Here is a 26000-nt window from a genome sequence, read left to right on the forward strand (position 1 = left end):
TTCATGGCTGAGTCAAAAAATGGTCCAGCCCTTCACGCCAGCCTTCAGGGCCGTGATGTGTCGTGCGGAATACGTTGGCATCCTCCGCGCGCTGTAAGGTAACCGGTGTTTTACTGAAGCCTTTGATCACCACGGCATAGTCAACTGCATCCAGCATCGGGGCATCGTTCGGGCCATCGCCCAGGCCAAGGGTGGTAACGCCTTCCCGGTCGGTGTGAGACAGTAGCCAGCGCAAGGCTTCTCCTTTGCCGCTTCTGGCAGGCATGACATGCCAGAAGCGGCCGCCCTGTGTCAGGGAAAGATGATAGTCGGCCAGCGCCGTGCGAAAGCGGCCAAAGGCCTCATCGGTATCCCGCCAGACAATCACCTCTGAGGCATCACGCTGACGGGCGAGGGCGGCATCCGCTTCACTCAGGCCGGTCATGGCGGAAACATCGACATCGCTGAAGTCATGGAAGCCGGTAAAGCGAAACTGCTGTTGTAACGCTGCCAGCACCCGGCAGATTGCGGCATAGTTCATCTTGTCGTCCGGAATGCGCACGCTTTTACTCTCGTTGAGGTACAGCACGGCGCCGTTTTCAGCAATAAAGGCGGTGCCGGCAATACCGAGCTTACGCTGCAGTGGCAGAATCTCAGCGGCGGTTTTGCTGGAGCAAATAATTAAGGGAATGGCGTGCGCGTTGAGTGTATCAAGCCACTCTGCTGCGGCATCCCAGTTATAGTCGTGGTGGTCAAGCAGCGATCCATCGAGGTCGGTCACTATCATTAGCGATTCATTCAGATTCGGCATCCTGATCTCCTTCACTCCAGTTCGACATTAGTTTTAGTGTAGTTGAGTCTACAGCAGGCTTAGCATTGCGCACCGCAACCCCTATAACCAGGAGGATTCCTAAAACCCGAAGGATAAAATCGGCGATGCCGTCATTTCGTGCAGCGAATATCGCTGAAATAACAAGGCTCAGGGTGAAAGTGGCCAGTTTGAGATAGGGCGAAATGAGTGAAACGCGCACGGGAAAGGCTTGTTTTGGCGAACGGGAAGCGTACTCTGAACGAGCAATATGAATTCCCTGGTGTAACGAATTGACTGCTTACCTGGCTCGCGCCGGGTATTTTTTTGCGCCGAATTCAGTGCGGCTGCGCTGCCTATCGGTTTATCTCTGTATAACGACAATCATGAATATCCATTTCACACTGCTCCGCAGGTTCACGGCACAGCCCTGGCCGAGGGGCATCCGCCCCCGTCACTGACTGCGAGTGTGGGGAAAAGTAGTCCTGCAGTTCACCGGTGCTACCGGGTTCAATAGCCTGCAGCAGGGCGTCCATTTCTTTATCCCGCTCATGCTTTTCGGCTGGGTGGGGAAGCGACATCGCAAACCTCCATCGGCTGGATTGGGTAATAAATATACAATTTAGCGGAAAATGAGAGGGCGGGACAGAAAAAAAAAGCCCGCGCTGCGCGGGCAAATGATCCTTGTTACTTTGGGTGTGTTGTATTTCCTGGGGAGGAAAGCAACGAAAAAAAGTTTACCTGTTGTTCCTGTTAAACGTCTCGCAGTGAAGTGTCAGGAAACTGAAAATGCGTATTACTCAGATTTACCTGACTTTCTCAGTAATCTGCTAAAAAGGGACTATATTTGATAACAAAACGGTTTTTTATCAATACCTAAAGGAATGGTTATGGACTTACTTCGAATTCTAATCGCAATCTTACTCCCCCCGCTTGGTGTTTTTATGCAGGTAGGTTTTGGGGGAGCATTCTGGCTTAACATCCTGCTGACCCTGTGTGGATACATTCCAGGCATCATTCACGCCGTGTGGGTCATCGCGCGTCGCTAACGCCTGCATTACCCAGGCTCTTCGATTAAACTGTTAACAGGAATGTATCGGGAGAGTGGTAAATGAAGGTAGACGATCGCGTCAGTGTGAAAACGGATGGTGGGCCCCGTCGTACAGGCACCATCCTGGCTGTTGAGCCATTTAGTGAAGGCACCATGTTTCTGGTGGCCCTGGAAGATTACCCGCAGGGCATCTGGTTCTTTAACGAGAGCGGTCATCAGGACGGTGTGTTTGTCGAGCCTTATCCTGCCGACTGACCTTCATATTTAACTGCCAGACCATCACAAAATCGCCCTCTGGCCTGTTCGGCTCAGAGGGCGAGTGTTATTGACAGCGCCGTCAGGCAACGCGCTTCAGCGACGTCGCTGACTCACCGGTCTGCTTTGGCTAAAACGTTTCCCAGTTCTCATTGCCGCTTGTGGCGGCAGCGGGGCGCAAGACAGGCGCAGGCGCCTTAGGTGCGCTATCGGACTGATGAACAGGTTTTGCTGCTGGCGTATCCTGCAAACGGAAAGCCGCAACCGCCTTGGTCAACTTACCAGCCTGATCTTCCAGAGAGGCAGCCGCAGCCGAGGCTTCCTCAACCAGTGAGGCGTTTTGCTGCGTCACGTTATCCATCTCTGTAACGGCCTGGCTGACCTGCTGGATACCGCGGCTTTGTTCGTCGGACGCGGCGGCAATTTCCGACATGATATCGGTCACGCGACGCACGGCCTCAACAATTTCGCTCATGGTCGTCCCAGCTTCACCTACCTGATGTGAACCGCTGCTGACTAACTTCACTGATTCAGCAATTAGTGATTCAATTTCTTTTGCCGCCTGCGCACTGCGCTGAGCCAGGTTACGGACTTCGCTGGCGACCACGGCAAAACCGCGGCCCTGTTCGCCCGCGCGGGCAGCCTCGACGGCGGCATTTAGCGCCAGAATGTTCGTCTGGAAGGCAATACTGTTGATCACGTTAGTGATCTCAGCAATTTTCTTCGAACTACCGGAAATATCGTTCATGGTTTTCACCACGCCGCTTACCATATCGCCGCCGCTGCGCGCCTTGCCGGACGCATCTGCTGCCAGTTGGCTGGCGTGATGGGCGTTATCTGCGTTCTGTTTCACCGTCGCGGTGAGCTGTTCCATGCTGGCCGCAGTCTGCTCAAGCGCGGCTGCCTGTTGCTCGGTACGCGATGACAGGTCGGTGTTACCCGCAGAAATCTCACTTGAGCCCTGGTAAATGGCGATAGCCCCTTCGCGGACGGTACCTACCGTTTTGATTAGCGACTGCTGCATACGTTGCAGGTTGTCGAGCAACAGACCTATTTCGTTACGGCCGTGCGGGACAGTGGGTGCCGTTAAATCCCCTTGAGCAATACGTTCTATGTGCGCCACTGAATTGCGCAGTGGGTTAATGACGACACGACGTAAAAACACAAAGGTGAGCAGCACCAGCACAAGAGCGGCAACAAACGCGGAGCCCATTGCGATAAATCCAATCCGTGACTGCTCTGCCGCCTGATCGTTGATCTGAGCGGAGCGAACATCACGAAGCTTAATCGCCTCCATCAGAACGGCTTTATAGGCGTTGTCCAGTTTGCGTGTCGTATCGGTTTCCTGAGCAATAATGCTTTCGAAGCTGCCCTGTTTACCCGATTCGATCATCGGCATCAAACCCTTCGTCACATACTCTTTGAAACGCGCCTGTAACTGCTCATCCAGCTTGATGCCTTCTGGTGTTTTGCTTTTACGATTCAGATAGATTTTAAGGCCGGCTTCAGCCTGCTTGATACGATCGGCCGTAGCCGCAAGATTGGCGTTGAATTCATCCATCTCACCGATACGCGCGGCGGCGCCTGCCTGAATGATATTCAAACGGGCAGAGCGCATGTGCGATGAGCTGTCGATAAGCCCGTTTCTAACCTGGATCTCATCGGTAGCATCTTTAAGAGACTGATTACTGAGAATAAGAAAGTAGCTTGAGATAGCAATACAGAGTGCGAACAGAAACAATATCCCGCCGAATATTAAACTAAACAGAGGAACGAGGCGGATGTTTTGCCAAAGACTAAGTTTGGGATGCCCTTCATTAACCAGCGTTGTGTTCATTTCCTTGCTCTCTTAGGATGTTATTCTGTTGAACAAAACATCGGCAAAAGAAGAGAAAGGTTTACACCCGAAAGTGAGATCTGGATCGCTAATCCATAAAAAAACCGGCCTTTTGGGCCAGTTCTTAGAGGGGAGGAGGTTACCTTACGTTGACATAGATACCGGACGTCACGTTATCGGTTAAACGCACCACATGATAGATCACTTGCTTGTTATGCGTTTTAATTTTTCGCTTTATATTGCCTTTATGCGAAGAAACGGTTTTCGCTTTGATTTGCATTTTATCTGATATCTGGATGGTATCATGGCCTGACATCCACATTTTCAGCATATTTGACTCTGTCTGGCTTAGCGTAAGAGGGTGGACATCAAGACCCGAAGAAATACGCGGCGACATATTGAGTTTTTTCTGCAAATAAGTACTTAACAATGAATCCAGCGTCGAAGGCTTAATTGCTTTGGATGTAATAATCAAATTTTTCCGAACATACAAATATTCTTCAAAATGAATATTACTAATGGCCATAAAAATAAAAAACAATGTTTCGGGATGCTGGTTAATAACGCTGCGAATGCGCTCGCTGGAGTCGGTTTCATGAATGAAACAGTCTTCGTTAATAAAGACGACGCCAGGTTTTAACTGCTCACATCTTTGCTGTAATTGCTCAATGTCAGATACAGAAGTAATATTTTTCTTCTTAACTCCCTTAGAAGACATATAATCTGATAATCCCAGGCGTGTGTAGTTGCAGGAATCCATAATAATCGTTGGCATGTTAGCGACCCTCACCAATTTGTTATCCGTTTAAATCAACGATGAATTACGCGTTGCGGTACGAGAAGATTTCCAAAGCGCTTTTTTTTATTCTGCTGATGCAGCGTGGCAATGGGCAATAGCCCATAAAAGTCCTCTTCCCTGACCCGGTCTGCAAAAAATTTGTGTTGCTCTGACCTCACACCTGACCTGATATCAACATGATAAGTCGATACAAAGTCGGACTGAGCGAAATGCAGTTTTTTGGGAGCGCTGTCACTATCGCTGAAAACCCAGAGTTTTCTGATAGGACAAATCTTAAAAACATTTATTTCACGAAAGTGTGAAGTCGGTTAGCGAGTTGACAATGCCGGAAAAAACATTTTCTGACAAGAAAAATCACATAAAAATTTTTCTTTAGTAATTTCAATGCATTGCCGATTTTGTCACCAAAACAAGCTTGTTGATGACTCGGTTAACCGCCTGACTAAAATACGCGAAGCGCGGTTTAATAAGAATAATTTTAAGACTTTCCGCACGTTTATCAGAATATCCTTAGTTGATTTCTGGGAAATGTGGTTTGAAAAATGTGCGGATAGTTATGCGTTTCTTAAGTATCAAATCAGGATAATAGTTAGATACTTAATGTTCAGGCAGGGGACAGTTCTGTCAGGAACTGGGCCAGAAGATCAAATATTTCGCCGAACAGGTGCTCGCAGAAGGGGGCAAGGAGAGGCATCAGCAGGCTGATGGTCAGAATGCCTACTGATAAGGTAATCGGGAAGCCGATCGCGAAGATTGATAACTGTGGTGAAAGACGGTTTAACAAACCCAGGACCATATTTATCGTGAGTAGCAAAACGATCAACGGCAGCGCTAACATCATGCCATTAAGGAAAATCATGCTGCCGGATTTCACCAAAGCCATAAAGGCATTTGCCTGAAGAGGCTCGCCGCCGATAGGCAACGTATGAAAACTGTCCGACAGCAGGGAAATAAGCCACAGGTGACCGTTGAAAGTCAAAAATAAAAGCATCGCCAGCATGTCGAGAAAGCGCGCAAGAACGGGCATATTCAGTCGACTGGCGGGATCGAAAAAGGTGGCGAAAGACAGACCCATCTGCAATCCAATCAGTTCACCGGCGGTACGAACCGCGGCAAAGGCGAACTGCATGGTAAAACCAATGGCAATCCCAATCAGCATCTGCTGAATCAGCAGCATAAAGCCGGCAGGTGAAAACAGCGTCACATTCACCGGGGGTAAATTTGGGATCAGTATCCAGGTGATCATGGCGGCAAGACCAATCTTCACGCGTTTACTCACCGCTTTTTCACTCAGTACCGGCGCGGTAGCAAGCAGTGCCAGAATACGCACCAGTGGCCAGAAAAACTGACTGACCCAGTGTACGAGTTGGCTACTGTCGAGAGTGATCATCAGCCGATGATATAAGGCAGATTAGAAAAGACGGTGCGGATGTAATCCAACAGCACGTTCAGCATCCAGGGGCCGGCAATGATACCCGTGGTGGCCACTGCAATAATTTTTGGAATGAAAGACAGCGTTTGTTCGTTAATCTGGGTCGCTGCTTGCAGCAAACTCACCAGCAAACCGCTGACCAGCGCGGCCAGAAGCATAGGGGCAGCCAGCAGCAGGGCAACGCGCATGGCTTCCTGTCCCATTACCATTACCGATTCAGGTGTCATGAATTTCTCCTGTGCAATAGAGAGGTCAGGAATAGAAACTTTGTGCCAGCGAGCCAACCAGCAATTGCCAGCCGTCCACCAGAACAAACAACATTAATTTAAACGGCAGCGCAATTGTTGCCGGGGGAACCATCATCATCCCGAGAGCCATTAACACGCTGGCAACCACCAGGTCGATAATTAAAAAAGGAATAAATACGGTAAAGCCAATCTGGAATGCGGTTTTTAATTCACTGGTCACGTAAGCCGGCAACAGAATACGCATAGGTACGGCTTCCGGACCCGCAATCGGCGCTGTATTTGCCAGGCGGGCAAATAACGCTAAGTCAGCCTCACGGGTTTGCCGCAGCATAAATTCCCGCAGCGGCTGTGCGCCTTTATCGATCGCCACATCCATGCTGATTTTATCCTGGCTAAATGGCAGGTAGGCATCCTGATAAATTTTATCGAAGGTTGGCGCCATAATAAAAAACGTTAAAAATAAGGTCAGGCCAAGTAATACCTGGTTAGGCGGTGCGGAAGGCGTGCCCAGCGCATTACGTAGCAGGCCGAACACAATAATGATGCGGGTAAAGCTGGTCATCATTAACAGAATGGCTGGCAGGAATGTTAACGAGGTAATAAAGACCAGCGTTTGTACCGGCAGTGACCAGCTTTGGCCACCGTTAGCTAATGGCTGACTAACCAGGCCCGGCAACTGGGCATGGGCAACCGGTGCCAGCAACAGCAGCGGCAGAAGAGGGAGCAGTCGACGCATCATGGATTTTTTCCGGGACGTTTAACCAGATTTTGTAATAGCTGACGAAAATCCTGCGGCGCAGCTTTTACCGGTGCGGTTTCATCAGGTGCAGCTGGCGGCAACGTATGCAGGTGAGTAATTTGCTGAGCTGTCACGCCCAGTACCAAACGCGCATCCGGCGTATCAACAATCACAACGCGTTCGCGCTGGCCGACCTGCACACTGGCCGTGAGTGTCAGCTCACGGCTGCCCACTTTCTTAGGGGCAAAACCCATGCGGCGTGCCAGCCAGGCACATGCCAGAATCAACAGAATAATGACGACCAATACGCCACTGACCTGGGTCAATACTGAACCTGCCGAAATGGGCGGTGCCTGAGGTGTGGCAGGTTGCAGCGTATGATTCTGGTTATTCATCTTAACGGCTCAGACGACGCATACGCTCTGACGGCGTAATGATATCGGTGATGCGAACGCCATATTTATCGTTGACCACGACGACTTCACCCTGTGCGATCAAATAACCGTTGATCAGGATATCCAGCGGTTCACCCGCCAGCCCATCCAGGGATACCACGGAGCCCTGTGTCAGACGCAGCAGTTCTTTAATGGTCATTTTGGTGCGGCCAAGCTCGACGGTGAGCTTCACCGGGATATCCATAATCAGGTCGATATCCTGTAACGAACCTGACGCATTACTCGTTTCAAAGCTTTTAAAAACGTCATCACTCTGTGAGGCAGTCGTAGCGGAGCCAACCTGCTCATTCATTGCTTCAGCCCACAGATCGTCCGCAGAGATAGTATCATCGGACGGTTTCTTGCTGTCAGTCATGGGGCTGTTCCTCGTTAAGCGAATTCAAAATCGGGTTAATCAAATGTTCAACACGCAGGGCATACTGGCCGTTAAGCGTGCCATACTGACTGGTTAAAACGGGCACACCGTCCACATGGGCAATAATGCGCTCTGGCTTTTCAATCGGCAGAACATCACCGGGTTTCAGCTGTAAAACGCGCGACAGGCGCAGCGACGTTTCGGCGAAATGGGCAATCAGTTCCAGCTCAGAGTGCTGAACCTGCTTCACCAGATTGTCGCGCCAGTGTGTATCTTCTGACCGCGAGTTTTCCAGCGGTGGATTCACCAGCATTTCACGCAGCGGTTCAATCATCGAAAACGGAATACAGATGTTGAACTCACCCACAAGGTTACCGATTTCAACCTGGAAAGGCGTATTCACAACAATATCGTTAGGTGATGTGGTGATGTTGGTGAATTTCACCTGCATTTCCGAACGCACATACTCCACATCCAACGGATAAATGGCTTTCCACGCATCGCTGTATCCGTCAAGCGCCAGCTTCAGCATGCGGCGAATGACACGTTGCTCGGTATGGGTAAACTCCCGTCCTTCAACTTTAGTCGGAAAGCGGCCATCACCGCCAAAAAGGTTATCGACCGCAATAAACACCAGGCTTGGCGAAAACACGACTAATGCCGTACCGCGCAGGGGCTTCAGATGGATCAGGTTCAGGTTGGTTGGCACCGGCAGATTGCGTGCAAACTCATGGTAAGGCTGAATCTTGATCGCGCCTACGCTGATATCCGGGCTACGACGCAGCAGGTTAAACAGCGCCATACGGAAACTACGGGCAAAACGCTCGTTAATAATTTCCAGCGCCTGCAGACGCTCGCGCACCACGCGACGCTGGGTATTCGGATCATAAGGGCGAATATCGCCCTCAGGTCCGTTTTGTTTCTTTTCTTCTTCCGCGCTGCCGCTGTCGCCGTTAAGTAGCGCGTCAATTTCAGCCTGGGAGAGAATGCTGTCGCCCATTGATTCACCTCAAAATGAAGGCAGTAAACAGTACGTCGTCTACGACCTGCGGAGGTTGACCTTTTACCAGTGGTGGTGCCAGCGCCTGTTTGATTTGATCAACAAGCGCTTGCTTTCCTTGCTCCGTCGCCAGTGCAGCTGCGTTCTGACGAGACAGCAGCAGTAACAGACGACTGCGAACCTCAGGCAGGTAGTCACTCATCCGACGACGCGTTTCTTCATCCGGCAGACGTAGCGTAAAGCCTACGTACAGTACGCGGTCTGGGTCGTTGTCGGGATTGACCAGGTTAACCGTAAATGTATCAAGTGCAAAAAAGACCGGGGCGGGAGGCGGTTCAACTTTCGCGACCTCCGGCTTATCACCCTCATGTTTATTCATCATTCGCCAGACTGCATAGCCTGCCACGCTGCAAGCGGCCAGCGCGACAATCAGTAACACTGGTATTAAAAGTTTTCGTTTGCGGCCTTTGGCTTTCGCGTTATCAGACATTTTTGCAGTAACTTCCTGTGAATTATGGGCAAGCCTCTCGGCTTGCCTGAACAGATTATCGCGTGTCTTAAGTCAAACAATGGCAAGAAAAGACACGGGTTTTACGCTTACCTTCAGCGTTTGTCGCTGTCAGGCAAATGTGTCGACTGCGCCTTTGCCGGTTAACCGGGCCTGAAGAGACTGCGGTACGGCAATGGGCGTAATGTCGTTATCACTGTCCTGGGTGAGGGAGAAGCTGCCGTGCTGTCCGTCGCGACGCGCCTCCTGTTGCTGCTGGAAGCTCTGTCCCTGCGAGAAACTCTCACTGCTTACCTGACTCTCACCCAGGTTAATCCCGCTTTCCGCCAGGGCATGACGCAACTGGGGAAGCGCAGCTTCCAGCGCGGCCCTGACATGGCTATGGCTGGAAACCATATTTAACTGTGCCTGATCGTTATTCAGTTTCAGGCTGATCTGAATCGCCCCCAGGTCTTCAGGATGCAATCGCAGTTCTGCATTCTGCTGGCCATTACGGCTGAACATCACAATTTGCTGCCCCAGTGCCTGCTGCCATTCGTTGCTGCCCAGGTGGGCATTCAGCGTCGGCGTTGACGGTGAGTTCATCGTCGCTGAGGCGCCAGATGACTGCAGCAAGCTACTGGTACTGCTCACCGGCGCGCTGAGAATGACCTGGTTATCGCTGGCTGCCGCTAACGGACGATCGTCCTGCTTACTGACGCTGCTCAGTATCTGCTGAAAACTGCCGTCGGTGGTCAGAGCCGCAGGCGTCACCGCGGTGTTATGACTTGTCGCGGCGGTTGAGCCGGTCACGCTCTGGCTAACCAGACTGGCTTTATTGGCCAGGTTGCCGTCCTGCACCCTCGTGTTTTGGCTCTCTTTGCCATCACCTGTTAGTGCCGTAGTGACCGCCTGCGTCAGCGCTGACAGCGCTGAACGGGGCGCATCCCCTTGCAAATCCGCACCACGGTTCGCTGCGTTGTCTTTCACCGCCTGCTGCAGTCCCGTCGCGGGTAGCATGGCAAAGAGCGCCTGTATATTCTGCATGTCGCTATTGTTAAGGACGGTGGCTGTCAGCTCATCTTTATCATCGGCTGATTTTGTGCCGGCTTTAATCTTTTCCGGTGTAAACAACGCACTAAGCGCAGTCGGCGTTTCCAGCGAAGAGAGTAATGCATTCAACGAGGTGGCCGTTTTATTCTCGGTCTCTGTCGTGACATTTTTATCTGTAGCCGCAGGGGTTTTACCGTGCAGCTTCGCCAGGGAAAGCAGCTGATTTCCCAGGGCGGTGATAAAGTCCTGTGGCAGCGTCTCACCACTGCTTAACAGGTCTGTGGAGCCTGATGTGTCAGCAGTGCCGATGGCTTTCGTCGTCAACGCGGTGTTTGGCAGCGTAATCATTCGCCTTTCCTCAGTGCGGCCCGTTGGGCAAATTCATCCATCCGTTTCTGGTCGAGACGGTTTTCTTGTCGTAATGCATTTTCCTCTGCCCGGGTGATCAGAGTTTGATAGGCGTTCAGGCGCTGCTGTTTCTCACGCCAGTTGACCAGCGCCTGTTCCAGCCGTTGGTTCCATTGCTGTAGCTGGCTGCGGTGTTGCTCAATCGCCTTCTCCAGCGTCTGGATAAACTGGTGATAGTTGGTCCAGCGATTGCTGGCAATTCCGCTGGACATGTCACTGTTCAGCTTATTGCGGTACTCGTCCTGGTAATCGAGCAACATGGAGAGCTGCTCGTTAGCCGCCTGCTGACCCCGGCGCATATCGCCCAACAACACGGCGGCGCGCTCCAGGTCCTGCTCCGCTAAATCGCGAAGCGTGTCAATAGCATTGGCTGTTTTCATTACGATGTCCTCGTATCAAACGCGCTGACTAGCCAAACAAGGCGTGCAAATGCAGGCAGGCGTCGTCGTACTCACTGCGTTCAAAAATGCCTTGTTGCAGGAAGGCTTCCATCTGCGGGTAAAGCTGAATAGCTTTGTCCAGCATGGGATCGCTGCCTGCGGCATAGGCGCCGACGCTGACCAGGTCACGGTTGCGCTGAAAACTTGAAAGCAACTGCTTGAACTGGCGTACGCGTGCATAGTGATTTTCATCAATCAGTGATGTCATGGCACGACTGATTGACGCTTCAATATCAATAGCCGGATAGTGTCCGGCCTCCGCGAGGCGACGTGACAACACGATGTGTCCGTCGAGGATTGCGCGGGCAGAGTCTGCAATCGGATCCTGCTGGTCGTCGCCTTCGGTCAGAACGGTATAAAAAGCCGTAATGGAGCCGCCGCCATCGATACCGTTACCGGCGCGCTCAACCAGGGCCGGGAGCTTAGCGAAAACAGACGGTGGATAACCTTTAGTGGCCGGTGGCTCACCGATTGCCAGGGCAATCTCACGCTGGGCCATGGCGTAACGCGTCAGGGAGTCCATGATTAACAGGACGTGCTTACCGCGATCGCGGAAGTCTTCTGCAATACGTGTAGCATAGGCTGCGCCCTGAAGACGCAACAGCGGGGAGACATCGGCCGGCGCCGCAATCACCACGGAACGGGCACGGCCTTCCGCGCCTAAGATATTTTCAATAAAGTCTTTAACTTCACGACCACGCTCACCGATTAACCCGACAACGATCACATCGGCCTGGGTGTAACGCGCCATCATGCCGAGCAGCACGCTTTTACCCACGCCTGAACCGGCAAACAGGCCCATACGTTGACCACGGCCAACGGTGAGCAGGGCGTTGATAGCCCGAACGCCCGTATCCAGGACATCAGTGATGGGCGTGCGCTGTAAGGGGTTAAACGGCGGAGTATTTAGCGCCGCACGGTAGCCAGTTTCCGGTGACGGTAAGCCATCGAGCGGCCGTCCGCTGCCGTCAAGGACACGGCCAAGCAGTTGTGGTCCGAGTAAAAGCTGCTTTCCGGCCTGCGGGTTTTCACCGGTAGCCCGGGCATAAACGCGCGCCCCCGGCAGAATGCCGTCCACTTCTTCCAGCGGCATCATCAGCAGTTTCTGACCGTTGAAACCGACGACTTCACTTTCGATTTCGCTGATGCTCTTCCCGTCGTTGCGCTCAATCACACAGGTTGAACCCAAGGGCAGCTGCAGGCCGGTCGCCTCCAGTACCAGGCCGGTGGCACGGGTCAAACGCCCATAACGACGAATCGGTTGTACCTGAGAAATACGACTCTCAAAGGCATCAAGCGAGCCAAGCCAGCGGTTCAGACGTGTGGTCATTAAAATTCTCCCGGCGCCGCCAGGCGACACAGTTCCTGCCAGCGAGTGGCGACGCTGGCGTCGAGATCGCCATCTTCGGCGCTGAGCTTGCAGCCGCCAGGGTGCAACGTGTTATCTGCCAGTAAACGCCAGCCGTGAAGATCAAGCGTCGGTCCTAAGGTTTGTTCGATTCTCAGCAGATCGTCCGGATGAACGCGCAGTTGAGGTTTACCGCTAAACATCGGCTCCTGCTGAAGCAGGCCCTGGATCTGCCGAAGCAGGGCGCTGCCATCCACCGTTGTTGCCTGCCCAATGACTGAGCGTGCGGCTTCCAGCGCCAGCTGCATCAGACGGGCGGCGATCACGCTGTCCAAAGATTCCAGCGTGTTCTGGAATTCGGTGACCAACTGCTGCATGCGTGCCTGTAAAGGCGCCTGCTGCTGCTGTGCATCGGCCAGACCTTGCTGAAAGCCCGCGTCGTAACCTGCCTTCTGGCCTTCAGCAAACCCCTGCAGATGACCTTCGCTATAGCCTTGCCCGTGCGCCTCTTTACGCAACTGCTGCTGCATATGTTCAAACTGCTGCTGTTGCTCATCTTCTTCAGATTCAAAGATGGTAACCTCGGCTGGCTCTGCTGACATGGCAACGGGCTCTTCTGGACGCCCCAGCTCAACCGGCTGCCACAGCTGCCATGGACGGGCAGAAAATGCATCAGACATAGGTTTCCTCGCCACCACCGATTACCATCTCGCCGGACTCTGCCAGGCGACGAACCACCAGCAGGATCGCTTTCTGTTCGTTCTCGACCGCAGACATACGCACCGGGCCACGGTTGGCAAGGTCGTCGCGCAGAATATCTGCTGCACGTGCCGACATGTTTTTGAGGAACTTCTCGCGCAGAGGCTGCTCTGCACCTTTCAGGGCGATCAGCAACTGCTCGGACTCCACTTCCTGCAACAGACGCTGGATACTGCGATCGTCCACTTCCACCAGATTTTCGAACAGGAACATCTCGTCGATGATTTTCTGTGCCAGCTCGCCGTCGAAGTCGCGAACCGCTTCGATGACCGCTTCTTCCTGCTGCGTTTTCATCAGGTTGATGATTTCTGCCGCCGTTCTTACGCCGCCCATCTTCGCGCGCTTGAGGTTGGTGCCGTCGAGCAGGCTGTTCAGCACTTCGGTCAGTTCTGCCAGTGCGGCAGGCTGTACGCCACCAAAGGTCGCAATACGCAGCATGACGTCATGACGCAGGCGTTCATCAAACAGCGCCAGGATATCTGCAGCCTGACCGCGTTTGAGGTGTACCAGAATGGTCGCGATAATCTGGGGATGCTCGTCGCGAATAAGGTCGGCAGCCGCCTGCGGCTCCATGAAGTTGAGCGTTTCCATCCCGCTGGTGGTATCACGGGTTTCAAGGATATCTTCCAGCAGGCTTGAAGCACGTTCTTCACCCAGCGCACGGGTCAACACGGAGCGCAGGTAGTCGTTGGAGTTCAGGCTCAGCGCCGCGAACTGCTCGGCATCGGCTTCGAACTCTCGCAGCACTTCAGTCAGCTGCTTATGGGATACCTGACGCATGCTGGCCATTGCCGAGCTCAGATGCTGCACTTCGCGTTGGTTCAGATGCTTAAACACTTCCGCCGCGCGTTCTTCGCCAATGGTCATCATCAGAATGGCGCTTTTTTCAGTACCGGTCAGACTCATAGTTCGTTACCCATCCATTCACGAATAACCAGCGCCACGACGCGCGGATCGTTTTCAGACATGTCGCGGATACGCTGGCTCATGACTTCAGCGCTCATGCGGTTATTAGTTTTGCGTTCCTGCTCCATCTCATCTTTGCTGAGCTGGACGCTGTAAGCTTCCTGATCGTTTTGCTGTGCAGCACGGGCAGCCATCGCTTCTGCAGCCGCTTTCTCAGCTTCTTTCTTACGCAGTACATGTGGACGAACCGTTTTGCGGTACAGGATGAAGGCAACCAGTGCCACCAGCAGCCACTTACCTGCACTTATCAGCTGGTCAAAGAAGGACTGCTGTTGCCAGAAGGGCAGTTCGCTGACAGTAGGTTCGGTGGTATTGAACTGCGAGTTCACCACGTTGACGCTGTCACCACGTTGTTGTGAATAGCCCATGGCTTCACGCGTCAGGTCTTCAATCTGCTTCAGCTGCTGCTCGTTAAGTGCAAGCGCTTTGCCTTTATCATCTTCGCGATAGTTCACCACCACGGCGACGGACAGACGCTGCACATCTCCCACATTCATTTTGGTATGGCGAATGGTGCGATCCAGCTCATAGTTCACCGTGTCATCGCGGCGAGAGTTGGTTGGCACGCTGCTGGCCGAGGCGGTACTGGTACGCTGACCATTCGCGGCATTGTTCTGGCCATTCGCATTCTGCCCGTTGGCCGCGTTGGTGTTCGGCGCATTGACCGGCGCAGTATTCGCGGGCGCTGGCTGATTAGACAGCGCGCCAGGCACGCCGCCAGGATAAGGGCTGCCAGACTGCTCGCTGGTGCTTGTCTGCTGTGAGCGGATTGACGCATTTTTGGGGTCGCCATTTGGCTGATACTTCTCGTCTGTCTGCTCGCTGGTATCAAAGTTAATCTGCGCGGTAACCTGTGCATGCACGTTGCCCTGGCCCAGAATCGGATTCAGGATAGCTTCAATGCGTTGCTGATAACGGGCTTCCACTTCGGCAGCGTATTTAAGTTGTGCGTCATTCAGGTCACGACCCACCGCATCAGAACGCGTTAACAGATGACCGCTCTGATCCACGACGGTGACGTTGCCCGGAGGTAAACCCGCCACGCTGCTGGAAACCATGTGGGTAATCGCCTGAATCTGACCCTCGTCCAGTGCGCGACCCGGTTGCAGCGTTAAGGTTACGGACGCAGAAGGGGCCTTTTGCTCACGCACAAACAGAGTAGGTTTAGGCATGGCCAGATGCACGCGTGCGGTTTTAACCGGCCCCAGTGATTCGATGGTACGTGCCAGCTCGCCTTCGAGTGCGCGCTGGTAGTTAACCTGCTCACTAAACTGGCTGATACCGAACTTCTCTTTATCCAGCAGCTCAAAGCCGACGTTGCCACCTTTAGGCAGGCCCTGTTCAGCCAGACGCAGACGCAGTTCATGCACTTTGTCTTCAGGGACCATCAATGCGCCACCGTTATCGGCAAAACGATAAGGTACATTCATCTGCGTCAACTGCGTGACAATGGCGCCGCCATCCTCGTTTGAGAGATTGCTGAACAGCACGCTGTAGTTAGGTGTCTTGGCCCAGAGGACCAATGCAAACACCACTGCAATAGCAGCGGCGGCGGCGACGATTAAAGGTATGCGTGGATTAGCACGCAGGCGAGCGAGAAGGTCACCGAAGCCTTTCTTGTCTTGATCTTGTGTGGCGGCTGCACTCGCATTCATGACCGATTCCTGCCTGACGTAATTGACCGGGTTAGTTGTGATGGCAAAACAGACTCCCTGACCTGCATAAATAAAATTTCCACTTCAATGCCTGGCATTATTTGATGAAACGCAAAATTCGATGGGTGAATAAGCCACGGTTTTTAGCGCCATTTAGGGGCTTTGTCTTATTGACAATGTGTTAACTTCTCCGCACATCAAAAATCTTCATCTCTTTTCAGTGAGGTAACAGCCATGTCAGTGCAGGCAATCGAGGGTGTTTTACAGCAGTTACAGATGACGTCGCTCCAGGCCAACAACAAGAGTAACGACGTCACCAGCCATATCGACTTCGGTGCGACCATGAAGGCCGCGCTGGATAAAATCAGCGAAACGCAGACTTCTGCACGCACCCAGGCGCAGGATTTCGAAATGGGTAAGCCCGGGATCGCGCTGAATGATGTGATGGTCGATCTGCAAAAATCATCCATCTCAATGCAGATGGGGATTCAGGTCAGGAACAAGCTGGTTTCGGCTTATACCGACATCATGAATATGCAGGTGTAGAAGCCAACTTATTTAAACAAAATGAATGATTGAGAAGCCACTTAACAAAGAAGGGCGGTAGCTCGAGATCGTTCATTTTCACCTTAAAAAAGAAGCTGGTTTGAGGTATAAAAAACTTTTGTGGCTTAGAGCCAGCCGAGTGCAAGACAATCTGATTAAGACTGTTCTTACTCATGTTAACTCCGAATGTTTAATCGCCATCAGTAATGACAGGCTATAGTATGCATGAGTAAACATATAGCCACAGACTGAATAACGTTTTTATAACTTCTGTTATCAAAAATCTGCTGGTTAAGACTCTATAACCATAATCGTTATCAGCCTATATAGGCTTCAATTTTACATTTGTTAACTCTCTCTTGAAATGTAACAAGCTTCGTCTAAGTATTCTTGGCACAAATTTTTGTAAAATAAGTCTTCTATGGCATCACGCTGTAAGAACATGTTTTTTAGTTCCACACACTTTTTGAGATTTTTGGGTTTTCAGCGATCAGCGGGTACTCTTCCGGCGTCAGATTATTCAGGGATTCATGAGGTCGCTCGCTGTTATATTCACCTAGTCAGCGTTCCGTAATCTCCTGTGCTTCATTCAGTGTCCTGAACAGATAAAAATTCAGGATTTCTGTCCGGTACGTCCGGTTAAACCGTTCGATAGAGGCATTCTTCATTAGTTTGCCCGGCTTAATAAATTCTAGCATCATGCCATGCTCAGCAGCCCATTGAGTCCGCGCCAGTCAGACCTCTTCCGGCCCGTTGTCTATTCGCATCTTCAGCGGTTAGCCGCGGTTTGCCACGGTTTGCCACGATACTGTCCGGTAGCATGATGACGCGTTGAGTCGGTATGCAAGCAAGCACACCCGTTTTAGTTCCAAGTACTTTTTGAGATTTCCGGATTTTCAGTCATAAGCCAGAATTCTTCCGGCGTCAGGTTATTCGGGGATTCATGGGGGCGCTCGCTGTTATATTTAGTCAGCCAGCGCTCTGATTTCCCGTGCTTCATTCAGCGTTCTGAACAGATAAAAATCCAGTATTTCTGTCCGGTACGTCCGGTTAAACCGTTCGATAAAGGCATTCTGCGTGGGCTTGCCTGGCCTGATAAATTCCAGCATCACACCATGCTCTTCTGCTTATTGTGCAAGCGTCAGCGAGATCAGCTCCGGACCGTTATCCATCCGCATTTTCAGTGGATATCCGCGGTTTGCCACGATCCTCTCCAGCACTCTCACGACCCGCTGAGCCGGGATATTCAGGTCAATTTCAATCGCCAGTGATTCGCGGTTAAAATCATCCACCACGTTGAAGGTCCTGAAGCGCCTGCCGAACTTCGCTTTCCAGTTCTAGTACGAGGCCTCAGAGATCACGGCCTCGCGGCAGACATCCTTAACGGTGCGTCCGGTTTCGATGGACTTCAGAACGGCGATGATCTGGTGTTCGGTGAATCGTGCTTTACGCATGGCGGGCTCCTCTTGGGACATAGTCAGTATGTCGGAAGGTCTCTAAATGTGAATGTTCCGGTTTGCCGGGATACTTACAAATAGTTCGGATTGCAGAGATAATTACACGACAATCCTGTTCATAAAAATAAATGCTTTGAATTTTATGTTTGTTGTAGAAAGTTAAAATAGTAGGGGGTGATCAGGATGCGTTCTTTAATGTAAAGCATGTGCGATGCTTTTATTTAAATTGTATGAATAAAAATGACAAGGATGTGTTAATTTTAAAAGGTACAACATAATTGTTGTACCTTTTACACTTTTAACTACTGTAATCAGGGCAGTCAAGGAAGGCTTCACATACGGGATAAATCTTATTTTCATTAAGATCGATGAATGTATCAAGTGGCATGTCAGGCAATCCTTTCACGGAAAAACTTTTTCCTTCATTGATAATTCCGATAATTTGCTGTCGGAATGCAAGGTTTTTGAAATTATTATCTGCCAATAGCGAGCTAAGCTCATTACTTGTTTTATTATCTCTACAATTAATTGAATCATTAGAAGTGTAAATTAAATCATTATTTGTTTTCAGAAGAGAGTTGATTTTACCCTTATCCAAAGATTCATTATGACAAGTTTCGAAGTTTAGCGCTACGTTAAAATCATTGTCCTTTTTTATTAGAAAGGAAAAGCCAAAAGGTGTAGCCATACGCTTACCAGAGCTTGAGGAAATCCCACTATCAATAAAGTACGGTCCTGAAGAAACACCTATTATTTGCTCTTTGTATAATATGCTCGTTGCATCTTTTTCGTAGATAGATTTTAAGCCCGTTGGTGTTACTAAGTTTTTTTTAATTTTTTCTGGAGTAACAATGTATGTACAGATCATTTCACTTTTAATACCAATATTTTTACACAGATTTGCGTAAAAAACAGATTTACCTTTAGACGTAAACTGTATTACATTTTTTGCAAACCCTTCAAACCAAACTGAACCCAGTTTGTCATTTGATAACTCAGCAAAAACAGGCAGTGAATAAGTTTCTGTTCCTATCTGAATGCGATCTCCGGATTTAGATAAACCTTCATTTAATGATGGTAAGTTCCATAGTTTTGAAGAAAAACTGGTATAATCATAAGCATTATCTATTGATAAATTTTTGTAAAAAGAACTTTCATTTTTGGAAAGCAGGCTCACTCCAAATCCAAGTGAACTTTCTTTTATTCCTGAAACTTCAAGAACGGTTGGCCAAACATCAATTAAAGAACCAGGTTTGTCATTTTTATAACTATTCAACCCTTTTTTTATTACAATGAAGTTGTTTCTACGTTCGCTTGAGTTTGCATCAAGAAGTTGGCTAGCGCTATTACGCATCATCAAGTGATCAGAAACTAAAACTATAATTGTATTATCAAAATGTTCACTGTTAATTATTTTTTTGATAAAGTTAGAAATAAGATAGTCCGCACATCGTACTGCAGATAGCATCTTAACTTCTTGTTCTTTTTCAATTTTATTATCACATATTGCTAAGGTGTTACCATCAGGCGCATGGGTCCCAACAGTAAGCAGAGACAATATAAAAGGTTGTCTGGCATTAGATAAATTAAGATACTTATCCCATGCGTAGTCTAACAAGACATCATCATGGACTCCCCACCCACTTATTTTTTCAGGTCCAGCAATTTTATTTTCAATGAAAAAACTTAAATCATCTTGACGACTCCATCCATGCTGAGAGAAGAATTTATCAGCGCCAGCAAACTGCTTATTGCTGCCTCTTATAAAGTGAGTTCGGTAACCGTTATTTTTAAGCCATGAGGCTACACAATTAGCCTTCGGTAAAAAATTAGCCGTGTTTCCTCCTGTGTTTCCTTGGGCCATCACTAATGGCACGCCGCATTGTGTATTTACCATCCCAGCCATAGTCCAGCCAAAGCCGCCGTTTGTTGGTTGTACTATGTTAGTGAATTGCGCATAGTTGTTTGCGATTTTCGATAGTTCTGGTAGATAATTTTTTCCGTTTAGATTTTCAAAACTTTTTTCAAGGCTTTCAGCATATATAAAAACATAGTTTTGTTTTTTATTTATGTTAGAATTTAAATTTTTATATTCAAGTGAGACGCGATCTGCATTGCCTTGAGGCAATAAAGTGTAAAAAATTGAAGATGAGATATTTCTTGAAAAAGGCATTGCAAGTGTTAAAATCAATGAAAAAACAAAAAAATAATTTGCCTTTTCATTATTCACTTTTTTTATTTTATTTTTTTTAAACAGAAAGCAACCGATGATAAGTATTAACGAAGCAATTATGAATGGGATTGCTAATTCTATCTTCGGGTATAAGTCTTCAAATGATGTCCCCTGAGTGCTGTTGAATAAATGATAAAAAACCGCATCTGTTATGCCATTACCTGTAAACATATTGCACACAGACCAGAAACAAAATAGCAATAATATTGCGCATGTGATAATTGTTTTGCAAATTATAATTCTATTAGATAAAAATGTTGATACAATCAATGCCATCAATAAAAAATATGTCATATTTCTTAATTAAATCAAAAGTGTTAGGACTGCAAATTATTACATTTTTTTTCCTGCATAAAAATACTCTCGTTGATTTTTTAATGTTATTTGATTCCGAAATTTTTTAGAGTTAATGCTTATTGTTAATTTTTTACGTCCAAGTGTGATATATGCTGTTTTTTTGTTATAATATTGAATCATTTTTGTGAGGGTTTTTTATTTATTAGCTTGTGTTGCGTTATAATATTAGAATAAACTCCATTAATTGCACTAACTGATATATAAAATGAGGTATGCCTGCCCCGTTGATAAGGGCAGGGTGTTATGTTCTAAGATGCCTTGAAAGGGTCTTTTTTATCATCCTGACTGTCATCATTTTTTCTCGGGACTTCCCCGTGATCTTTAGGTGCATCCTTAGCGGGATGATCGTCTTCCTCATAGGCATTGCCTGCATGAGGTGCCGCTTCGGGTAAACCTTTGCTGACATCGCCCTCATGTTTACGCTGTTCGTTACTGTGATGTGTATGCATGCTTCGCTCCTTTTTGAGTCTGTTAAGTCTAGTCCAGCTAAACCAGACCGTCACAATTCCCCTCAATCAGTGGGGCTCGCTCAAAAATGGGCACCCTTACTGATAGCGACTAAGCTTACGCATTGACGCTTTGCTTTTATGGTGCTTACTCATCCTACCGTTTTCCGCTCATGTCACTCACGCTAGTGAGTTCCGATTATTCCTAATGCAAAGTCGCTATATTGTTCTACCTTTAAATCTCCAGGCGACATTTTCATTGGATAAACAACCATAAGGAAACACAGCATGACTGATTCAATCGAAACCAAAAGCAAAACAGATTATCTGCGTGACGTGGCATCTCAGCTGAAAGAAATGCGTCACTATGCACAGACGAACACTGAGACGCTTTCTGCACATTGGTTAGCCTTTGACGCCGGCGAGTATAAAGATGAAGGAAACGCAGCCCGCATTGACGCGCTGCTGAACAAACAGGGTACGTTACTGGAAGATCTGGAGACGGCCATTCAGGATATCGAAATCGAAATTAACCACAGCGAGCAGGAGAGTTAAGCGATCTCCTGCTGACTGAGGCGGTGGCGGTTAACGGATTAATCAGCCACCAGCCAGAATTCTGCGTCATCAAACATCTCTTCCACGAGGCGCGCTATTGTCGCCTTCTCGTTCTTACTGAGATCGGTCTCTATCGCATTCCGCTCCATAGGCTTGACCTTAACCTCGATGTCAGGGAACACGCGATGCACCCGTTTCTCTAATTCTGCTAAAATCATCTCACGCGCTCCTGGCAGGCCCGCGACATTACGTTTATCGTAAATTAACTCTACAAACATGTTAACAATCCCTTAAGGGCAAAATCGCTTCGCCATTTTACTGTAAATAAAAACAGTATCAAGCTGATGTTTATCTTAATTCGTTTTTTCCGCGTCGCGTAGAAAAGCACCGTCATCTGGTTTACTCTGAGTGCGTTCACAACACTAAGTGCGCTCACTCACCAGGAGAAGTGCAATGCGACAATTGGTTATAGATATTCTGCTCAAACTAGCAAAAATGGATGTCGACGCTAAGGAACTGACTGCGCAGATAGAAGCACAGTCATTGTTGGTGGCAGCTTTATTGGTCCAGGCGAAACAAGATAACGCATTAACCATCTCCGAAACGGTTCAGGATGCGATAGTGACGGCTTCACGTTCATCATCTGAATTCATGCAGTCGGATATTGATTTACTGCTTACTCACATTAACCGGCTGCTGGCCGTCGCTAAGTATGTTGAAGTGAGAGGCAAAATGGCGCAGGAAGAGTAATGGCAAACGCTGGCGATAAGTGTGTTGTCTGTCGCCAGCGACGCCGGAAAAAGGAGAGGCTCAGCGAACCCATCCTGATGGTTAACAGGGCGATGACATCAGCGGTATTTTCATTGTCCCGCCAGGACCTGCTTACTACAGTTCATTTTTAATACAGAATTCTTCCCAGCTCATTCCCAGTGATTCCGCATGCGATCTGAGATAACGTTCTATGGCCTCGGCAGCGACGGCTTTATCCGGCTCAGCCAGCTGGATCGAGAAAATCATACCATCAAGGTTCTTCTGGCGTAAAAAAGCCGCGTAGATGCGTTCAGCATGCCATTCACGTAGTTCACGCAGTGACATATTGGCGGCGCGGGCATCGCTCTCTGTGAGTTCGTCTAATGCTGCCTGGAAATCCGCGTGGGCGGTAAAAAACAGGGCGCGAGCCTCGGCGTAATAAGCTTCTGGAGTTTTCATTGCAGGTTTCCTGATAGGTAGTGCAGGGCGACAGTGTAGCCTGTTGCGTCTGGCTTGTCAGGCTAAGCGGGGCAGGATGAAAAACGGTCAGTTCGCGGTGCTGATATTGATAAATGTTGCCCGTGTGCGATGAAAGCGTCAGAAAATGCAGTTTTACGCTTAGGGCAGCATTCAGATAGCTTGCGCACCTTACCGTAAAAATTATAACGTAGCCGCCATTGACCGGATTTTAGGGATTAAAAAATGAAAAACTGGATGCTGATTGCCACTCTGGCGCTAAGTGGCTGCGCACAAATCAATAGTTATGAGAGTGCGGTGCAAACGCCTGCTCCGGCAAATTTGCAGGGTAACTGGCAGACAGTAGGGCCACAAAGCGATCTGATTAGCGATAAGGCGATTGCCAGTCTGATCGTCAATGCCGATGGCAGCACTCTGGATTGCCGCCAGTGGCAGCGTGTCATTGCAAAACCAGGCAAGCTGACCCAACTCAATGGCGATTATGTCAATGTGACGCGTCAGGTGCGGGTGATGACGCTGGACGTCGATAACGGTGAGCTGGAATACGACGGTCTTACCCTGCGCAAGGTCGAAAAGCCGACCGTTGAATGCCAGAAAGCAGAGCAGGAAGTGGCAAAACAGCCTAATGCCGACGTTATTCAAAATATCGAGCCTGAGAGCATGCGTCCAGGCCTGGCGAAATAAAAGATAAAAGCGGTCCTTTTGGACCGCTTTTAATGTGCAGTAGCCACGATGTGATTAGCGCTTTTGCAATAAATAGCTGTTTTCAAATCCAGGTAAGCTACCAATAACATCAAAATCTTTAAAATAGCCGCCAGCACGCAGCAGATCCACCGCAGGACCAACCTCGGGTGAATACTGATGATCGCGGTAGTCATCGAACACGATAAATCCGCCTTTAACAACGGTGGGAGAATAGAGCAAGAAGTCGAGTAAGACATGGCGGCCTTCGTGACCCCCATCAATATGAAGCAGTACCGTTTTTGGATTTAATGCCCGCACCCGCTCAATGCTGACCTCAGAATAACCACGAACCAATGTGACTTCCGGGAAAAGACGTTGATGATAAAAACGGAGTTCATTTTCCTGATTTGGCAGTTCCATCGGATCGATACTGATAATTCGACGCTTATGCTGACAAATCTCATTCATAAACGATGTGGACTTGCCTTTCCACACGCCGATTTCAATAATGTCGCCTTCAACATTATTATGTTGCAACAACCAGCAAAGGTAACCGAGACATTTTACCTGGTTATGAAAAGAAAGCTCTCTACGTGGCATTGCTAAATCGGCAGGCAGTTGTGCTTGTGCCTGAGCAAGCGATTCGCCGACTTTATCCCATGTATGGTCGATCAAGTTCTTAATTTCGGGTTCTTCAAAAAATACCCTTAAGTCTGCAAGCTCAAGCATGTTATTACCTTTCTGGAAATTATCACAATGAACAGCCATGCTGACTGGCTATTATCCTGCTCTCAATTTGCCATAGATGAGTTATATCTAGCCGATAAACATGCCATGTTTTGCTATCTAAATTTGGGCTTTATTACTGTCCAGTGGAGTTCGACGGTCCAGAAGACCGCCGATATGTCGCTATTCGCTAACAACCCAGACGCACACGCTGCCACCATTACAGCTAAACAGCGCGCTGCCATTATCATCGGTGGTAATGGTCTCTGACTTATGCCCGAGATAGTCACGCCACACTTTTCCGGCATAGCCTTCGCCCATCGCAATGTGTTTTTCTCCCGCCTCACCGTTTGACATGATCACCACGCAACCGGGCTTTTCCGCCGTGCCGCTTCGGCTAAAGGCTACACAGTTTGGATGATCGAAATAATCGGTTTGTGCGCCCCAGCCAAATAGCTGGCGGGCTCGGATCAGACCTTCGAGTTCGGGAATAACGGGCATATCGACCTGGTGAACGTCGCCATCACCGCCCTCATCCTGATAGCTGGCACCGAAAAGATCGGGATAGAACACCGTCGGTACACCTTGCTCGCGTAACAGAATAAGCGCGTAAGCGAGCGGTTTAAACCAGGCTTCAACAGGGGCTTCCAGCGACTGTAACGGTTGCGTATCGTGATTTGCGACGATGGTTACGGCATGCCAGGGATCGGCCAGAACCAGTGAGTTATCAAAGATTTTGCTCAAGTCGTAGGCGCTGCCCGCTTTAGAGGCCTGATGAAAGTTCATATGCAGTGGTGCATCAAAGAGCATCGTTTTGCCGTCAACCTGGTGGATATACTCCTGCAGTTTGTCGGTTTCAAAAGACCAGTATTCCGCCACGATAAATAAAGGTTCGTTAGCGACTTCCTGAACGTGGTCGATCCACGCTTTATAAAACCACGCCGGGATATGTTTTACGGCATCCAGTCGGAATCCGGTGCAGGGCACCTGTTCCATCACCCAGCGCGCCCAGTATTTAAGCTCTTCGCTTACAGCATTATTACGGAAGTCAATATTGGCACCCATCAGGTAATCGAAATTACCGAGCTCGCTGTCTACCTGGTCGTTCCAGCCCTCTGCGGTGTAATCGTTGATGATCTTAAAAACGCCGTTTTCATCGGGGTTTTCAATATGATCGACACCGCTGAAACATTTATAGTCCCAGATGAATTTAGAATACTGTCCTGCCCGGGCAGGGAAGTTAAATCGTGTCCAGGCTTCACACTCTATAACATCAGGGTATATTTCATCGCGATTATCGGGATTAACCCGATTGACCCGAATCTGCTCTTTTTCGTCAGCGCCCATTTTATGGTTCACCACAACATCCAGCAGTACGCCGATATCGTGACTGCGTAACGCATTTACCGCATCCAGTAATTGCTGTTTATCACCGTATTTTGTGGCTTTGCTGCCTTTTTGTTCGAACTCGCCTAAATCGAACAAATCATAGCTGTCATAACCCACCGAATAGCCACCGGATTCACCCTTATAACAGGGGGGGAGCCATACCATGTTGATGCCTATATCATTGAGCAGTGAGGCTTTTTCCGTAACTTCCGGCCACAGTTTGCTGCCATCGGGATAATACCAGTGGAAAAACTGCAATAGGGTTGGGTTGTGCATGACGCGTTTCCAGTCAGAGGAGAGGGAACT

The 26000-nt window shown here is 49.2% G+C and carries 29 protein-coding genes and 2 pseudogenes; 6 read left to right on the forward strand and 25 right to left on the reverse strand.

What is annotated here, in order from left to right; genetic code table 11:
- Position 1 precedes the first annotated feature (1 nt).
- Both QLG08_RS03085 and QLG08_RS03090 read right to left on the reverse strand, forming a co-directional pair.
- The gene (locus QLG08_RS03085; protein ID WP_072404023.1) at positions 2–790 is read right to left on the reverse strand and encodes a mannosyl-3-phosphoglycerate phosphatase-related protein; all 789 of its coding nucleotides are present in this window, start codon (positions 788–790) and stop codon (positions 2–4) included.
- Between the two features lie 353 nt (positions 791–1143).
- Positions 1144–1368 (reverse strand): DUF2525 domain-containing protein, encoded by a 225-nt coding sequence (locus QLG08_RS03090; RefSeq protein ID WP_013026191.1) that lies wholly within the window; start codon positions 1366–1368, stop codon positions 1144–1146.
- A gap of 309 nt (positions 1369–1677) precedes the next feature.
- On the opposite strand from QLG08_RS03090, the gene QLG08_RS03095 reads away from it, so the two are divergent.
- Positions 1678–1836: a YqaE/Pmp3 family membrane protein gene (locus QLG08_RS03095; protein ID WP_014605562.1), complete on the forward strand. Its 159-nt coding sequence runs from the start codon at positions 1678–1680 to the stop codon at positions 1834–1836.
- Positions 1837–1898: 62 nt separating this feature from the next.
- A complete protein-coding gene (dsrB, locus tag QLG08_RS03100; RefSeq protein ID WP_014593953.1) occupies positions 1899–2093 on the forward strand; it encodes a protein DsrB in 195 nt (64 codons plus the stop codon).
- Between the two features lie 130 nt (positions 2094–2223).
- Here the strand turns inward: dsrB and QLG08_RS03105 are convergent, their stop codons facing one another.
- The 15 genes from QLG08_RS03105 to fliF all read right to left on the reverse strand — a co-directional run bounded on the left by QLG08_RS03105 (position 2224) and on the right by fliF (position 16074).
- Entirely contained in the window at positions 2224–3930 is a 1707-nt protein-coding gene (locus QLG08_RS03105; protein ID WP_015700052.1) for a methyl-accepting chemotaxis protein, read from the reverse strand.
- Positions 3931–4069: 139 nt separating this feature from the next.
- The gene (rcsA, locus tag QLG08_RS03110) at positions 4070–4705 is read right to left on the reverse strand and encodes a transcriptional regulator RcsA (RefSeq protein ID WP_014593952.1); all 636 of its coding nucleotides are present in this window, start codon (positions 4703–4705) and stop codon (positions 4070–4072) included.
- Positions 4706–5333: 628 nt separating this feature from the next.
- The gene (gene fliR / locus QLG08_RS03115; protein WP_015700054.1) at positions 5334–6119 is read right to left on the reverse strand and encodes a flagellar biosynthetic protein FliR; all 786 of its coding nucleotides are present in this window, start codon (positions 6117–6119) and stop codon (positions 5334–5336) included.
- Positions 6119–6388 (reverse strand): flagellar biosynthesis protein FliQ, encoded by a 270-nt coding sequence (gene fliQ, locus QLG08_RS03120; RefSeq protein ID WP_014605563.1) that lies wholly within the window; start codon positions 6386–6388, stop codon positions 6119–6121. The genes fliR and fliQ overlap by 1 nt, the downstream gene beginning before the upstream one ends.
- 25 nt (positions 6389–6413) lie before the next feature.
- The gene (gene fliP / locus QLG08_RS03125; protein ID WP_033765984.1) at positions 6414–7145 is read right to left on the reverse strand and encodes a flagellar type III secretion system pore protein FliP; all 732 of its coding nucleotides are present in this window, start codon (positions 7143–7145) and stop codon (positions 6414–6416) included.
- Positions 7145–7543 (reverse strand): flagellar biosynthetic protein FliO, encoded by a 399-nt coding sequence (fliO, locus tag QLG08_RS03130; protein ID WP_015700055.1) that lies wholly within the window; start codon positions 7541–7543, stop codon positions 7145–7147. The genes fliP and fliO overlap by 1 nt, the downstream gene beginning before the upstream one ends.
- Before the next feature lies 1 nt (position 7544).
- A complete protein-coding gene (gene fliN / locus QLG08_RS03135) occupies positions 7545–7958 on the reverse strand; it encodes a flagellar motor switch protein FliN (protein WP_013026182.1) in 414 nt (137 codons plus the stop codon).
- The gene (gene fliM / locus QLG08_RS03140; RefSeq protein WP_013026181.1) at positions 7951–8958 is read right to left on the reverse strand and encodes a flagellar motor switch protein FliM; all 1008 of its coding nucleotides are present in this window, start codon (positions 8956–8958) and stop codon (positions 7951–7953) included. The genes fliN and fliM overlap by 8 nt, the downstream gene beginning before the upstream one ends.
- A gap of 4 nt (positions 8959–8962) precedes the next feature.
- The gene (gene fliL / locus QLG08_RS03145; RefSeq protein ID WP_013026180.1) at positions 8963–9448 is read right to left on the reverse strand and encodes a flagellar basal body-associated protein FliL; all 486 of its coding nucleotides are present in this window, start codon (positions 9446–9448) and stop codon (positions 8963–8965) included.
- A 129-nt stretch (positions 9449–9577) separates the two neighbouring features.
- Positions 9578–10846 carry a flagellar hook-length control protein FliK gene (locus QLG08_RS03150; RefSeq protein WP_282472801.1) on the reverse strand — a complete coding sequence of 423 codons (1269 nt, stop codon included), beginning with the start codon at positions 10844–10846 and terminating at the stop codon, positions 9578–9580.
- Positions 10843–11286: a flagellar export protein FliJ gene (gene fliJ, locus QLG08_RS03155; RefSeq protein ID WP_013026178.1), complete on the reverse strand. Its 444-nt coding sequence runs from the start codon at positions 11284–11286 to the stop codon at positions 10843–10845. The genes QLG08_RS03150 and fliJ overlap by 4 nt, the downstream gene beginning before the upstream one ends.
- A 28-nt stretch (positions 11287–11314) precedes the next feature.
- Entirely contained in the window at positions 11315–12676 is a 1362-nt protein-coding gene (gene fliI, locus QLG08_RS03160) for a flagellar protein export ATPase FliI (protein ID WP_014593947.1), read from the reverse strand.
- The gene (gene fliH / locus QLG08_RS03165; protein ID WP_014593946.1) at positions 12676–13374 is read right to left on the reverse strand and encodes a flagellar assembly protein FliH; all 699 of its coding nucleotides are present in this window, start codon (positions 13372–13374) and stop codon (positions 12676–12678) included. The genes fliI and fliH overlap by 1 nt, the downstream gene beginning before the upstream one ends.
- Positions 13367–14359 carry a flagellar motor switch protein FliG gene (fliG, locus tag QLG08_RS03170; protein ID WP_013026175.1) on the reverse strand — a complete coding sequence of 331 codons (993 nt, stop codon included), beginning with the start codon at positions 14357–14359 and terminating at the stop codon, positions 13367–13369. Before fliG ends, fliH begins: the two co-directional genes overlap by 8 nt.
- Positions 14356–16074: a flagellar basal-body MS-ring/collar protein FliF gene (fliF, locus tag QLG08_RS03175; RefSeq protein WP_014593944.1), complete on the reverse strand. Its 1719-nt coding sequence runs from the start codon at positions 16072–16074 to the stop codon at positions 14356–14358. The genes fliG and fliF overlap by 4 nt, the downstream gene beginning before the upstream one ends.
- A gap of 234 nt (positions 16075–16308) precedes the next feature.
- Here fliF and fliE point away from each other — a divergent pair, with 234 nt between their 5' ends.
- Positions 16309–16620, forward strand: coding sequence for a flagellar hook-basal body complex protein FliE (gene fliE / locus QLG08_RS03180; protein ID WP_013026173.1), 312 nt, complete (start codon positions 16309–16311; stop codon positions 16618–16620).
- A 449-nt stretch (positions 16621–17069) separates the two neighbouring features.
- Here the strand turns inward: fliE and QLG08_RS03185 are convergent.
- The 4 genes and pseudogenes from QLG08_RS03185 to QLG08_RS03200 all read right to left on the reverse strand — a co-directional run.
- Positions 17070–17411, reverse strand: a pseudogene (locus QLG08_RS03185) (integrase core domain-containing protein); the annotation flags it as partial.
- 71 nt (positions 17412–17482) lie between these two features.
- Positions 17483–18074: pseudogene (locus tag QLG08_RS03190) on the reverse strand (integrase core domain-containing protein).
- A gap of 301 nt (positions 18075–18375) precedes the next feature.
- Positions 18376–20481, reverse strand: a complete 2106-nt coding sequence (locus tag QLG08_RS03195; RefSeq protein WP_282472802.1) for a sulfatase-like hydrolase/transferase — start codon at positions 20479–20481, stop codon at positions 18376–18378.
- A 434-nt stretch (positions 20482–20915) separates the two neighbouring features.
- On the reverse strand, positions 20916–21116 hold the full coding sequence (locus QLG08_RS03200) for a hypothetical protein (protein WP_019106602.1): 201 nt from the start codon (positions 21114–21116) through the stop codon (positions 20916–20918).
- Between the two features lie 285 nt (positions 21117–21401).
- Here QLG08_RS03200 and QLG08_RS03205 point away from each other — a divergent pair, with 285 nt between their 5' ends.
- Entirely contained in the window at positions 21402–21668 is a 267-nt protein-coding gene (locus QLG08_RS03205) for a hypothetical protein (protein WP_013026170.1), read from the forward strand.
- Between the two features lie 38 nt (positions 21669–21706).
- On the opposite strand, the gene QLG08_RS03210 is transcribed toward QLG08_RS03205, so the two are convergent.
- Complete coding sequence (locus QLG08_RS03210; protein ID WP_238493447.1) at positions 21707–21946, reverse strand: DinI-like family protein; 240 nt, start codon at positions 21944–21946, stop codon at positions 21707–21709.
- Positions 21947–22121: 175 nt separating this feature from the next.
- On the opposite strand from QLG08_RS03210, the gene iraP reads away from it, so the two are divergent.
- Positions 22122–22418: an anti-adapter protein IraP gene (gene iraP, locus QLG08_RS03215; RefSeq protein WP_014605567.1), complete on the forward strand. Its 297-nt coding sequence runs from the start codon at positions 22122–22124 to the stop codon at positions 22416–22418.
- Between the two features lie 135 nt (positions 22419–22553).
- Here iraP and QLG08_RS03220 read toward each other — a convergent pair whose 3' ends face one another.
- On the reverse strand, positions 22554–22877 hold the full coding sequence (locus QLG08_RS03220) for a DUF6388 family protein (protein WP_014605568.1): 324 nt from the start codon (positions 22875–22877) through the stop codon (positions 22554–22556).
- A 243-nt stretch (positions 22878–23120) separates the two neighbouring features.
- Between QLG08_RS03220 and yedD the strand changes: the two genes are divergently transcribed.
- A complete protein-coding gene (gene yedD / locus QLG08_RS03225) occupies positions 23121–23579 on the forward strand; it encodes a lipoprotein YedD (protein WP_042678225.1) in 459 nt (152 codons plus the stop codon).
- Between the two features lie 54 nt (positions 23580–23633).
- Here the strand turns inward: yedD and QLG08_RS03230 are convergent, their stop codons facing one another.
- Both QLG08_RS03230 and amyA read right to left on the reverse strand, forming a co-directional pair.
- Positions 23634–24308 carry a class I SAM-dependent methyltransferase gene (locus tag QLG08_RS03230; protein ID WP_015700068.1) on the reverse strand — a complete coding sequence of 225 codons (675 nt, stop codon included), beginning with the start codon at positions 24306–24308 and terminating at the stop codon, positions 23634–23636.
- 180 nt (positions 24309–24488) lie between these two features.
- Positions 24489–25970: an alpha-amylase gene (amyA, locus tag QLG08_RS03235; protein ID WP_210450722.1), complete on the reverse strand. Its 1482-nt coding sequence runs from the start codon at positions 25968–25970 to the stop codon at positions 24489–24491.
- Between the last annotated feature and the right edge of the window lie 30 nt (positions 25971–26000).

The organism is Pantoea sp. V106_11 (assembly GCF_029967885.1).
Classification (GTDB): Bacteria; Pseudomonadota; Gammaproteobacteria; order Enterobacterales; family Enterobacteriaceae; genus Pantoea; species Pantoea ananatis.